The sequence below is a fragment of the Photobacterium proteolyticum genome (assembly GCF_001939735.1).
Taxonomy (GTDB): Bacteria; Pseudomonadota; Gammaproteobacteria; order Enterobacterales; family Vibrionaceae; genus Photobacterium; species Photobacterium proteolyticum.
Map to the genome: position 1 here is coordinate 12,046 of NZ_MJIL01000099.1, position 13,195 is coordinate 25,240.

Below are 13,195 nucleotides of genomic sequence, written 5' to 3' on the forward strand. Positions count from 1 at the left end.
GGCATTATGGTCAGAACAAATCCGTACATGCCACTACCAATTGGCACAACTAAGGATTGTCGGTTGTATTGTGACTATGCCCAGTTGGTAAAACTACAGTCTCAAACTACCGGCTTTACCTTACTGCCACAGCTCAAGTCGGGAACTGCGCTATCTGGTCGCCATACATCGCTATTTCGCGGCCGGGGGCTGAATTTCGAAGAGTTACGCCACTATCACCAAGGCGATGATATCCGCAACCTTGACTGGAAGGTGACATTACGAACCGGCAAGCCGCATGTTCGGTGCTATACCGAAGAAAAAGATCGACATGTGATTGTCTGTGTCGATCAGCGCAGCAACATGTTTTTCTCTTCTGTCGAAATGATGAAGTCGGTGGTGGCGGCAGAGTTGGCGGCGCTGATTGGCTGGCGGGTACTCAAAGACAATGACCGGATCGGACTGGTGCTTATGCAGGGCGAGCAACTCGACTGGCGAGAGGCGCAACGCTCGCAAAACCATTGGCTCCAGCGCCTGCAAATGCTGGCTGAGGCTAACCAATCACTCAATGTGCGGAGTGATGATAATTCGCTGTCAGGTTTTAGCGCCTTATTACACTTGCTTGGACGAATGAAATTACGAAATACCACTTTGATAGTGCTAAGTGACTGGACTGGGATCACTGAAGCGGATTTGAACCGTTTTAAATTGCTGCAGCAACACAATGATGTGTTGGGGGTAATGATATCGGATCCCCTTGAGCATGCATTACAGCCCACCATTATTGAACATCAGCGCACTGGAAAGTTACCGTGCTCATTTAGCTGGACAGTCGGCAACGGAAATAAACAGCTTCACCTGTCCCAAGCTCAATTGGTGTCAGCCAGTAAAGGACTGAGTGCCAGCCAGCAGTTAAAGAAGGACCAGCTCGTAAATCTGATGGCGGCAAAACACTTACCCTTGATAGAACTTGATACTCGTGGTGAGCATCTCAGCCAGTTTATTCGCGCTGCCGGGGGGATGGCATAATGGACCATCAAGTTCCGGGAACCTATATATTACGCCACCTGTCGGATGTTGCTATTCCTGAACCGGTTAGCTGGTGGCCACAGACAGTAGGCTGGAAGGTATTGCTGGCGGTAGCCATTCTGTTTGCGGTGTATTTGTTGTACCGCCAGTGCCGACAATGGTGGCTAAACCGTTACCGGCGCGAAGCACTCGACAGTCTGCGTCTTGTTGCGATGAGCTCGTCTCAAGCGGACCAGGATATTCTGGCCATCATCAAAATCGTGTTGGTATATCTTGAGCCCAGGTGTGCCAATCTGTTCGGACAACCTTTGCTTGCTGCGCTGGATGCGGCATTACCGGCATCTGATGCTATTTGGTTTACGCCTCTGGGTGAGCGCTGGTTAGAGTCTGTGATCAGCCAGAAAACAACGCTAACGGCAGATCACGTTAAGCAGTTGGAGCTTCATTGCCGCGATTGGCTAGCAGAACATGATGCCCGTTATCTGAAGGCTCATATGGCTGCGGAAACAGCAAAAGGAGAGGGTGATTATGTTTGACTCCCAGCTCACGTTTTCTTATCCGCTGTGGTTATTGGCTCTGCCATTGCCTGTCGTCGTGTATTGGCTGATCCCAGCTTATAAAACCAGAAAAACGGCTGTCAAAGTTCCCTTCTTCGATACCTTGATCTCGGTACTGGGCGAGACTCCTTCAGAAGGAGCAAGTCAGCTAAAGCCCAGTTGGTGGCAACGAATGGCGTTAGCATTCAGCTGGTTATGTATTGTTATCGCGCTGACTAAACCTATGGTACTAGGGGAGCCGCAAACCCGTGAACGTTATGGCCGAGATGTGATGGTGATACTGGATCTTTCAGGTTCCATGGCAGAGCCTGATTTTGAAGACGGCAGTGGCAAGATGATTACACGTTTGGCTGCGGCCAAGCAGGTGTTATCTGAATTTGCATCGAAGCGTGAGGGTGATCGGTTAGGACTGATATTGTTTGGAGATGCCGCTTTTGTGCAAACACCTTTTACTGCCGATTTAGCCGCATGGCAGGCGTTACTGGATCAGACTGATGTGGCAATGGCCGGGCAAAGTACCCACCTGGGGGATGCCATTGGGTTAGCCATCAAGGTGTTTGAGCAGAGCTACAGCGATGATCCTGAACGAGAAAAAGTAGCCATTGTGCTGACAGACGGTAATGACACCGGCAGTTTTGTTGAGCCTATTGATGCCGGTAAGGTCGCTGCTGTAAAAGGTGTGAGGATCCATGCGATTGCGATGGGGGATCCTGCGACGGTCGGCGAGCAGGCTCTGGATATGGATACGTTGAGAAAAGCGGCCGACGCAACGGGGGGAGAAACGTTTGAGGCACTTAATCGTGAGGCACTCGAACAGGCTTATCAGAAAGTGGGAGAGCTAGAGCCTCAGCAGTATCAGAGTACGACATTTCAGTCTAAGCGCAGCCTGCACCATTATTTTATGATTGCGGCAGTACTTCTCTATCTCACCGTTTTTTCACTGATCACGCTACGCAGGCGGTATCAGCGTCGACATGCTGTTGACGCCGACCACCGGCAAGACCAGGAGGCGGGCCATGTTTGATTCTCAGCTATGGCAACAGATTTGGCTGCAGTTCCATTTCATCCGACCTTTATGGCTGCTGGCTTTTATACCTTTATCAGCCGTGGTGTATATCCGCTGGAATCAGGATAGCGTTAACCAGTGGCAGCAGTTGTTCCCGCCTCATTTACGAAAAGCGCTGACATTGGGCGAAACAGGGTGGAAGAAACAATTGCCGTTAAAAGTGCTGACGCTGGTTATGGCGCTGGCCATTGTTGTTTGTGCAGGGCCTACCTGGCAGCGTGAGGCGTCTCCATTTGGTGAGGATAATGCATCGTTGCTGGTCGTGCTAGATAACAATGACTCAATGCTATCCAAAGACATTGCCCCAAGTCGGTTAGAGCGGAGCAAACAGAAAATTCGCGATTTAATGGTGTTGCGAAATGGCGGCAATACCGGGTTAGTTGTTTTTGCCGGGACAGCGCATGTTGCAATGCCTTTGACACGTGACAGCGAGGTTTTTGCGCCGTTTCTGGCGGCGATAGAGCCAGATATTATGCCGGAGAAAGGGAAATCAACGCAGGAGATCATACCGCTTATCGAGCAGCAATTGAGTGACCGGAAAGCCGCGACGGTGTTATTGGTAACAGACGGTATTTCGCCATCGGCACTGACTGATCTCAGCAACTATTTCCAGTCTACTTCCCATCAATTATTGGTGTTGGTCGCCGGTAATCCTGGCGCCTCATCCGTGAACCCGCCTGATGTTGATTCCCTGAAGGAGTTAGCTCGATCTGCTGGCGGACAAGTGGTTGTAATGACGGTTGATGATTCGGACGTAAAAGGCATCAGCCGTCAGGTTGAACGTTATATGCAGCTTAATAATGACTCCGACATGCCGTGGCAGGACATGGGCTATTACCTATTAATTCCTATCGCTATGATCATGCTGCTGTGGTTTCGCAAAGGGTGGTTGGTACAGTGGTGTGTGCTGGTTGTGGTTTGCCTGCCGCTTGCGTATTCTCCTGCGACTTTTGCTAAGAGCGTGGAAGCCAAGGCCACCGTAGAGACACCGCTAGAAAATAGTTGGCAAGATCGTTTTAGTCAGTTTTGGTTTGATCTTTGGCTGACACCGGATCAGCAGGGGCAGTGGTTCCTGAATCGGGGCGATTACCTTAAGGCTGCGGCTCATTTCCAAGACCCATTTTATAAAGGCGTTGCCTATTACTATGCGACGCAATATTCGCTGGCACAGTCTGCCTTTTTGCAAGATGGCAGCGAGGCTGCGATTTTGTATGCCGGTAATGCTCTGGCGAGGCAGAGGGAGTACCTGGCCGCAAGAGATTTGTTTTCTAAGTTGAGTAAGAAAGCGTCTTCACCGGCTATTCGTGAAAGAGCTGAACATAACCTCAAAGTAATGCAAGGCATAGTCGAGGAGATAAACCGGACCAGTGAGAGCCAGATGGGCACAACAGACGGCCCGGAGGAGTCATTTGAACTGGCGGATGATCAGCCTCGAACAGCGGATGGTGAAGACGAGAAGGTTGATGCCAGTATGATGGTTCGGCAGACCTTAAATGCCAACGAAATCTTGGGAAGTGACGAGCTGGCGGATAAATGGCTGCGCCGGGTAGAAGCGGATCCTAAATATTTCTTGCGGGCCAAGTTTCAAATACAGCGTCAAAAACAGAACCAAACAGACGGACAGTTAGGGGAGCTGGAACCCCAAAGAAAAAGAGGAGGTGCATCATGACAGCTGCGATACATCATCAGTGCCTGGTGAGACCGTTTTTTCATATGGCCTCTCGTTACATGTTTTCTCTTTGCTTCGCTCTTTGGTTTGTCGTCTGTCTGGTCGGGTTACCGGCTTATGCCTCTGGACTATCTGGTGACAATGCAGAGACCCCCGTTGTTGAAGTAAAAGCTTGGCTGGATAATAAAAATCAGCTGGATGATGGCCGTTATGCGGTGAACCAGCAGGTGATTCTGTACATCGATGTGGCTACGCCACGTTGGTTTACCGGCGGTACCCGGATAGCGTCGATTGAGATCCCGGGCATGATCGTGAAACAGCGAAATTCGCTGGCGACAAATTATAGCCAGCGCGAAGAAGGTGTTACCTGGTCACACCAACGGTGGGAGATAACGCTCTATCCTCAGCAATCAGGACGTTTTGTTGTTCCTTCTGTTGATGTAGATGTGCAGGTTTCTGCTCCGGATGGCCGTTCCGTGAAAGGGCGAATAGCAACACTGCCTTTGGCTTTTGACGTGAGCTTGCCTTCGCCGTTACTGAAACAAAATGGATATTGGCTGAGTGCCAGCGAGCTGATGATTGAAGAGCAGTGGGAGCTGTCACGGGATGCTGGTGAGCTGAAAGTCGGAGATGCGATAACCCGGACTGTCACTGTTCATGGTGAGGACACGTTGTCAGTGTTGATCCCGCCAATATTGCCGTCTTATGTTCAGCAAGAACAGCAGCAAACAGTGACTAATCCTTTTCAGGTATATGTACAGCCACCAAAGCTGTCAGATAGCCAGGAAAGGGGGAATTACCGTTCAAGCCGTCTTGAGCAGGCGGTCTATATTGTGCAGTCGGGCGGGGATATTGTTTTCCCGGCACTGGAGCTTCAGTGGTGGAATACAAGCTCTCAGCAGCTTGAAACATTGAGTTTGCCAGAGAAACATATCAGAGCGCATCATACCTGGCGCTCATGGCTACGTACTTACTGGTTGGGTCTTGCTCTATTTGGCGTTTCCATGGCCGTATTGAGTCTTAGTGGCCTATTGGTATCGCACTATTATAAAACTCGGCCAGCACCGGCCTGGTGGCAATTTAGCAGAGCACTAGGCAGGAGAGACTGGCCGCAGGCAAGGTTGATGATTTATCGTCGTTTGCATCAACGGACGGGGCTGGTGGAGCTGGCAAAAGCGGATCAATTCTGTTGTTGCGCTGTTTTGCCGTCACAGCAGGCTAAATGGGGCAAGCTTCAGCATCGCTTTCAGGCAGGAAAGGGGACTTCGCTATCATTTATCCGTTTATGGCGGTATTTGGGGCGATGTTTGAGACCAGGTTTACGCAGGCGTTCTCGTTTTCTAACTTTGCCTAAAGCATTGCCACAATTACAGGAATTGCCTCACAAGAACGAGTAATAGCATTCGCTGTTCTTGCTTCAATTTTCTATGCTAAATACAACTAGCCAGTTATCAAAGCTGGCTTTCGTCTATCTTAATCTCGGGTGCCAATGAAGAGTACTGAACTAAATTTAATTCCGATATTTGTCGCTATTTTCGAAGAACGCAGCCTGTCAAAGGCGGCGGTCAGGATGGACATTAGTCAGCCTGCAGTTAGTAAGGCGCTAAAGCGACTGCGTGAAATCTATGACGATCCGCTGTTTCACCGTAATACCTCTGGGGTTGAGCCCACCACCTTTGCCGTTGATATTTATCCGGCCATGTCAGCGGCACTGAAGAACTTCAGCTCTACATTATCGGCATCACGGGAATTTGATCCTAAAACCTCTAAACGGATTTTCTCCATTGCATGTGTCTCTGTTGCCAGTTATACCCTGATCCCGGCTTTAATCCTGCAAATGCGCAAGGAGGCCCCGAAGATTGCGCTCGAGATTCATCCATTGTTTACCGAGGATATGGAAGCGGATCTGCGTTTGCAGCGATATGACTTAATTATCGATATGCGGCCTCGTGGTCGGACTGTGCTCAAAACAGAGGTACTGTATTCCGAAGAGCTTAAGGTCGTCTGTTCAGCAAATCATCCTCGGTTAAGTGACAGTGTCACGGTGAGTGAGTTTCTCAATGAAGATCATGTTGTTGTCGCAAGGTGGCAGGCGAGACGCAGTTTGTTGAATGCAGAAGATTTTCCCGAGCTCGACAAGCGTAATATCATTGTTCGCGCGCCGGGAGCCCTAGAAATGCTGCCAATTATTGCCGGATCAGACATGATAGGGATCCTGCCGGCATCAACCATCAATGATTTCTCTGAAAAATATAATGTTAAGGCATTGCCAATGCCATTTGGCGGCAGCGTACAAGATTTATGTGCTATCTGGCATCCCAGCCGGACATCGGAAAACGCTCATCGCTGGCTTCGAAACCAGTTGTTCAAAGTCGTTAAAGATGTCGAACTGTAACGGTTATAGTTTTTGATAGAGCGGTTCGAATAAGCCCGTGCCATGGCGGTACGGGCTTTGTGTTTTTCATGCTTTGAGAGAACGTGTTTTATTTGCTGCTGCCTGCTACCTCTTTTAATACGGTTCCCGTCGTGCCGCTTGGCTGGGTGATCCCCAGTTTGTTGGAGAGTGTTGGTGCGATGTCGTACGGCGTTATTTCTCGGGTCACTTTATTTGGCTCAATGTTGTAGCCTGCAAAAATGACCGGTACATGAGTATCATAGCGCCAAGGCGAGCCATGAGTTGAGGCAATCGTCAGCCCATCCATGTCATTGATATAAGTGCGAGGGGCGAAAACCAAATAGACATCACCTGAACGCTGTGGATGGTAGTTGTTTTTCACCAGGGTCATAAGGTGACTATCCGGAATACGGTTTGTTTCGATATCGCGACTTGTTACCGCATAGGCGATCCCTTTAATTTTCGTCATCTCTTCAGCGACAGCGGCTTGAACATCGGCTAGCTCAATGCCCTTATTTTTGATGAGTTGATGATCGAGATAGATATAAGGCTGGGCGTAAAGGCGGACAACATTTTCGGGCAATCCAAACTCTTCTCGCAGCCTTTTCTTTAAGTCATTATTTACAATGGTTGACTTATCAAAGTACCCGGCATTGCGATAGCCCAGTGCGTTGACCGTAGGGGCGGCTTCCGGCACACCGTGATCGGCTGAAAGTACGATCAGCGTATTCTCCAGGCCAATGTGTGAGTCGACGTGTTTAAACAGCTTGCCAAGTGTTCTATCTAGCCGGATCAAATTATCTTCTGCTTCCAGGCTGGCAGGGCCGTACATGTGGATCACATAATCGTTGGCCGAGAAACTCACAGCCAGATAGTCAGTAAATTTGCCCTTGCCGAGCTGTTCTTTATCGATTAACGCGGATGCAAAGTCAGCCGTTAGCTCATCACCGGCAGGGCTTAGCGTTAGCATAGTGCTGAAGTATTTGTAGGATGCAGGGCCATAAGGGTGCGGAAAACTGCGCCTGAAGCCAGCCAGATCGACCTTGTAGGAAGGATCGCCTTCCTTGAGGGTGTAATGCTCGGCAGGTAGGGATAGCTGCCACTGTTGTTTGCTGTATCGAGCCGGATAATTTTGGGCATTCCACTGGTTTACCCATGCTGGATACTGATCGTAGTAATAATTACTGGTGACAAACTCGGATTGGGCCTTGGAGAACCAGAATGCTTTACCGCTATGACCGGCTAGCGAGATGGCACCACGGTCTTTGACTGATACCGAGAAGAGTTTAGACTCGCCATTGCTGGCGACGGCCAGTTCGTCACTGAAGGTTGTCGACAGGATTGGTACCGGGGAGCGACCATCTTGTTTAGCGGCTTTTTGTGTCGGGTCGATTTCAGTGGACTGGTTGACCCCGGCATTGGCTGTCAGCATGGCATAGTCGGCATCTTCCACGTTGTAGACCAGTCGCTCTAGCTGACGGTCATACCAAACATTTCCTACCATGCCGTGTACGCTCGGAGGTGCTCCTGTTGCCAGGGAGACATGGCCGACAATTGTTTCGGTATTACCGTGCTGATAGTGCGCATTGGTATAATAAGCGCCTTGTTCCATCAGGTATCGAAAGCCACTGTCACCAAAGTTTTTCTTGTATCGTTCAATTAAATCTGCGCGAAGTCCGTCGACGGTGATTTGAAGCACCAGTTTGGGAGCTGAACCTGTAGCTTTGGAAGCTTCAGTCGTATTTTTCGTGGCGGGAGCCGTCGCATAGCAGGGCACAGCAAGTAACCCGGCGAGAACCAGCATCGGGATGCGTGGTAAGTTCATAGTGAGTCCTTATTCTTTTAAACGTAAGAAGGCGATGAAATAAGAATGTGTTTTGCAGGTAGCCTTAGTCGGCATCACGGACCAGACGCAGTCCCATGTCAGACATAATTACCGACTGGCTGGCAAAGTCCCGACGGAAATTTTCCGACTCATCAGCATCGTAAGAAAAGCTGCCACCGCGGACAGATTTGTGGGCAAGCCCGATATCAGTCTCTTTAGCGTTGTTAGGGTTGTCTGTCGGGCCGTAGCGGTAGAAGTTCTCATCAAAGGCATCAATAACGAATTCACCGACATTGCCAGTCATATCGTACAAGCCGAGATCGTTGGGCTTTTTCATGCCTACAGGCTGAGCACGGTTTCGGGCATTACCGGCATACCAGGCAACCTCATTGATGTCATTTGACCCGCTGTAGAGATAGCCCTGACTCTTGTTACCACCACGAGCAGCGTATTCCCACTCGGCTTCTGTCGGCAGGCGGTAATGGCTACCCGTCTGGGCGTTGAGCTGTTCAATGAAATAGCTGGCCTGTTGCCAGCTAAGGTTGTTCACCGGTACATCTTTACCTTTGAAGTAACTCATGGATGAACCCATGACACTTTCGAATAGCTCTTGAGTCACTTCAAACCTCGAAATATAAAAGCTATCAAGGCTAACGGTGCGTGCCGGGCTTTCAGCTTTTTTTGCCTCGGGTAGGGATGTGCCCATCGTAAAGCTTCCACCTTCTACCAACACCATATTGGCTTCTATCTGCAGGGCAACAGGATGCGTTGTGACCTGGCTTGAATGGGCAACTCCCCAATAGACAGCAGGAATATAGACTGCAAGACCAAGAGTGGAAAGAGTCAAGGTACGCATAGGTAAAGTACGGATAGAACGGGGGGCTTTCATAACGGAGCTCCGCTTAATAATTAGGCGTTTCTAGTTTATGGAAAAACGCCATTCCAATTGGTTATAAGGGGTATAACAAGCGCTGGGCTGCGCGGGGATTTACACTGCGAGCATCATTTTGAGTCTATCTGGTGGTGCAATATGCTGATTACCCAAGGTCCACAATTTAACGGCAAGGCGTCGAAACGAATGCATGTGATGGCAAAACCGATTGGTGCTGCATGTAATATCGATTGTACTTACTGTTATTACCTCAGTAAGCAGGATTTGCTGGAATATAAGCAAGGCTGCTCTCCCAAGCTTGATGAGCAAGCCTTAGAGACTTATATCCGTCAGTACATTGAAGGGCAGAACACACCAGAAATTATCTTCTCGTGGCAGGGGGGCGAACCGACGATGCTGGGGCTGGACTATTTTCGCAAGATAGTTGAGTTACAAAGAAAGTATCAGCCTCCGGGTATTGTGATTGCGAATGATCTGCAGACAAACGGCACGTTACTTAACGATGAGTGGTGCGAATTTCTGGCCGCAAATAACTTTCTCGTCGGACTAAGCATCGATGGTCCGGAAATGCTGCATAATGCTTACCGGACAAACCGAGCCGGACGAGGCACATTTCGCCAGGTAATGGCTGCCGTCGAGTTACTACATAAGCATAAGTTGAAGTTTGCGACCTTAACCTGTGTAAATAATCTAACTAGCAAGAACCCACTTGAAGTGTACCGCTTTCTTCGCGATGAGGTGCGCTCGCCTCAAATGCAATTTATTCCGATCGTCGAGCAAAAAACTTTCCGTACTACGGCACCGCAGACCTGGCAACCGCAAGAACAGCTACGTCAGGGGGATAACCGATTGAAGCCCTGGCATAAAAAGTCAGTGGTCGAGCCTTGGTGTGTGTCTGACGAGGGGTGGGGAGATTTCCTGATTGCTGTTTTTGACGAATGGGTAAAACACGATCTGGGTAAGGTGTTTGTGCAGTATTTTGAGGCCAGTGTCGAGACCTGGATGGGGCGTAAAAACCCGTTATGTACCTTAGGCGAAATGTGCGGAAAGGGACTGGCTATGGAGCCAAACGGTGATGTGTTCACCTGTGACCATTATGTGTACCCCGAGTACAAGATAGGCAATATTCATCATCAAAAACTGGATGAAATGGCATATTCGGAGCAGCAGCAGGCGTTTGGCTTTGCCAAGTCTCGCACCTTGACCAGCCAGTGCCAGCAGTGTGATTACCAGTTTGCCTGCTTTGGCGAGTGCCCTAAAAACCGTTTTATCCGTACCAAAGATGGAGAGCCGGGGCTGAATTACCTATGCGCTGGTTGGAAAAAATTCTTTAGCCATGCGGATAAGTCGTTGGCTTACATTTTGAGAGCGACGGGCCACCCTGTTGCCCATGGCAAATACCGGGATGAGTTGCTTAAGCCATCAATGAATCGTTTTCCCTATCCGCCGCAGTTCTGATCAGCGAGGTTTTCGATGAACAAATTATCTTTCAGCTTCAGAAGTATTGCGAAGCCTGCGGTATCTGCCGTCTTATCGCTATCTTTATTGGCGCCTTTGCAGGTAAATGCACAGTCCTCTGAGGTAGCAAACGCTCAGGCAGAGTCTGACACAGGACTAGTAGTCACTCGGGGCTTTAATGTAACTGAGGACACGCAGTCGGCTCAGCTTCAGAAGTGGGTCTATACCGCGCAAGATCAGCGCCAAAGTGATGAGGAGAGGGCTGAGGCGTTACGCCAACTCGCTCGCTATCCAAACCAGAATAGCCTGGTGGCTGTTGTTCGTGGATTACGTGATAGCAGTGCTGCTGTAAGAGAAGCTGCAGTGATTGGTGCGGAGCCCTATCAGTTCGAGCACCGCTGGCGAATGATATCGCCATTGCTTAATGATCCGGTTTTCCAGGTGAAGTTGGCTGCAACCACCAGTCTGATCCGAGATTTCGGTAACATGTCTCCCGAACAACAGGCAATGATGGAAAACCCAACCTCGGCATTAATCCAACACTTGTCTGAGCAAGAAGACAAAGGCATGCAGCTTTTGCTGGCAGATGTCTATCGCTGGCATCAGGAATTCGGGCGTGCAAGTCGTATTTATCAAAGACTATTGGCTGACAATCAAACCGATCCGCAAATCTGGCTAAGCATGGCTGATAACCAGCGTGCACTGGGGCTGGACAGTGATGCGTTGGTTACGTTAGAGCAGGCGATAGAACGATTGCCAAATGAGGCCAACTTACATTACTCCAAGGCACTGACACTGGTTCGGTTGGAACAAAAAAACGTTGCTGCCAAAGCGATGCAGCGTGCAGCATCACTAGCGAAGACTAACAGCTATTTTTGGTATCTCAGTGGCGTACTGCAAGAGCCAGTTAACCTTGATGCGGCCATATCGGCTTTTGAACAGGCTTATCTGATCTCTGGTGCCCCGGAACAGCTCTACGCCGTTTGCGATATCTATATTCGCAACGGGCATCAGAAAACTGACGCTTGCCTGCAAGAGCTCGGCAAAATTGCGCCTGAGTATGTCATCAACGAACTCCAATCTAAGCGTGGCTGAGTATTTTAGCCCGTAATCTACCCGAAAATAACAACGATGAGTGACGTAATGCGAATAACAACGCCGACCCTATTGACTGCGGTATCTGTACTGTCTTTACCGGTACAGGCAAGTGGCATTTTTCTTCAGGAGGCCGTGACGGCAAATGCCGGGACAGCAACCGCTGGTGATGGCGTTTATAGTGGTTCGGCTGCTGCAATGTGGGCGAACCCGGCCACCATGAGTGATATGAGAGATCAGCTCACGACATTTAATGTTCTCGGCTTCGATCTGGAAATGAAGTATCGGGACAATACTGGTCAGGGGGATGGAAAAGCAAGCTCTTTTCTTCCATCATTTGGTGCTTTTCATGCCCACCAGATCAGCGACAATGTGCACCTTGGGCTCGCTTTAGGTGCCGTTGGTGGCTCAAGTCTGGCTTATGGCGATCAGTGGGCCGGAGCCGCGGCACTTGATGAAATTACCCTAACTGCCATGCAGTTCAATCCCTCGTTGAGTTATAGCCTTAATGAACAATGGGCTGTAGGGATCGGGTTACAGCTTAGCTGGGCAGCACTTCAGCAATCGACGAGTTTGATTGAAGCCAAGCAGGACACTGACTGGGCCTTTGGTGCAAATATTGGGGTGATATATACCCATGATGAACGGTTTAAGGTCGGGGCAAGTTTCCGGAGTAAACTTGAGCATGAGTTTGACACGAGGGTTACCGGTCCTACCGAGTTGGGGGTGATTAACCGACTACAGACTGATATCAGTCTTCCGGCGTTAATGGATGTTAGTGCCAGCTATGCAGTCACGCCACAGTTGGATGTACTGACGTCGGTGCAATGGCATCGCTGGAGTGAGTGGGATACAACGGTACTTGATTTTGGCTTGGGTGATAGTGGTGTTGTGATCGACCGTGACTGGGATGATGTCTGGAAGGTAGCTTTGGGGGCGGATTATCAACTAAACCACAGATGGCGATTAAAGGCCGGTATCTCCTATGAATCGTCGCCACAGGATGATGCAAGCAAGCAGTGGGTTGACGTACCGGTTGGCGAGCAATATCGTTATTCGGTCGGTGCATCCACTTATTGGGATGATATTAAGATTGATGCCTTCTATGAATACGCAGATCTTGGTGGGGTCGATATCAGGCGTAACTTGCCAAGTTTGGATGGAACATTTGACGGCCGTATACACTTTGTTGGTGTGAGCTTTACGTATTAATCATTCAGCGTGAAGTAA

Annotated in this window: 11 protein-coding genes; 9 read left to right on the forward strand and 2 right to left on the reverse strand. The window is 49.5% G+C overall.

Features of this window, described 5'->3' with window-relative positions:
• Nucleotides 1–6 precede the first annotated feature (6 nt).
• The 6 genes from BIT28_RS26310 (at nt 7) to BIT28_RS26335 (ending at nt 6,695) form a co-directional block, all read left to right on the forward strand.
• Nucleotides 7–1,008: a DUF58 domain-containing protein gene (locus BIT28_RS26310; RefSeq protein WP_245823901.1), complete on the forward strand. Its 1,002-nt coding sequence runs from the start codon at nt 7–9 to the stop codon at nt 1,006–1,008.
• Entirely contained in the window at nt 1,008–1,544 is a 537-nt protein-coding gene (locus BIT28_RS26315; protein ID WP_075767935.1) for a DUF4381 domain-containing protein, read from the forward strand. Before BIT28_RS26310 ends, BIT28_RS26315 begins: the two co-directional genes overlap by 1 nt.
• A complete protein-coding gene (locus tag BIT28_RS26320; protein WP_075767936.1) occupies nt 1,537–2,589 on the forward strand; it encodes a vWA domain-containing protein in 1,053 nt (350 codons plus the stop codon). Before BIT28_RS26315 ends, BIT28_RS26320 begins: the two co-directional genes overlap by 8 nt.
• Complete coding sequence (locus BIT28_RS26325) at nt 2,582–4,300, forward strand: VWA domain-containing protein (protein ID WP_075767937.1); 1,719 nt, start codon at nt 2,582–2,584, stop codon at nt 4,298–4,300. The genes BIT28_RS26320 and BIT28_RS26325 overlap by 8 nt, the downstream gene beginning before the upstream one ends.
• Nucleotides 4,297–5,697: a BatD family protein gene (locus tag BIT28_RS26330; RefSeq protein ID WP_083652170.1), complete on the forward strand. Its 1,401-nt coding sequence runs from the start codon at nt 4,297–4,299 to the stop codon at nt 5,695–5,697. The genes BIT28_RS26325 and BIT28_RS26330 overlap by 4 nt, the downstream gene beginning before the upstream one ends.
• Nucleotides 5,698–5,789: 92 nt before the next feature.
• Nucleotides 5,790–6,695: a LysR family transcriptional regulator gene (locus BIT28_RS26335; RefSeq protein ID WP_075767938.1), complete on the forward strand. Its 906-nt coding sequence runs from the start codon at nt 5,790–5,792 to the stop codon at nt 6,693–6,695.
• Between the two features lie 88 nt (nt 6,696–6,783).
• Here the strand turns inward: BIT28_RS26335 and BIT28_RS26340 are convergent, their stop codons facing one another.
• Nucleotides 6,784–8,520, reverse strand: a complete 1,737-nt coding sequence (locus BIT28_RS26340; protein ID WP_089153727.1) for an alkaline phosphatase family protein — start codon at nt 8,518–8,520, stop codon at nt 6,784–6,786.
• 64 nt (nt 8,521–8,584) lie between these two features.
• Nucleotides 8,585–9,391: a formylglycine-generating enzyme family protein gene (locus BIT28_RS26345; RefSeq protein ID WP_425439657.1), complete on the reverse strand. Its 807-nt coding sequence runs from the start codon at nt 9,389–9,391 to the stop codon at nt 8,585–8,587.
• 159 nt (nt 9,392–9,550) lie between these two features.
• Between BIT28_RS26345 and BIT28_RS26350 the strand changes: the two genes are divergently transcribed.
• The 3 genes from BIT28_RS26350 to BIT28_RS26360 are packed head-to-tail and all read left to right on the forward strand — an operon-like array spanning nt 9,551 to nt 13,177.
• A complete protein-coding gene (locus BIT28_RS26350) occupies nt 9,551–10,870 on the forward strand; it encodes an anaerobic sulfatase maturase (protein WP_075767939.1) in 1,320 nt (439 codons plus the stop codon).
• Between the two features lie 15 nt (nt 10,871–10,885).
• Nucleotides 10,886–11,965, forward strand: coding sequence for a tetratricopeptide repeat protein (locus BIT28_RS26355; RefSeq protein WP_245823903.1), 1,080 nt, complete (start codon nt 10,886–10,888; stop codon nt 11,963–11,965).
• Between the two features lie 48 nt (nt 11,966–12,013).
• A complete protein-coding gene (locus BIT28_RS26360) occupies nt 12,014–13,177 on the forward strand; it encodes an OmpP1/FadL family transporter (RefSeq protein ID WP_075767940.1) in 1,164 nt (387 codons plus the stop codon).
• The last annotated feature ends 18 nt before the right edge of the window (nt 13,178–13,195 follow it).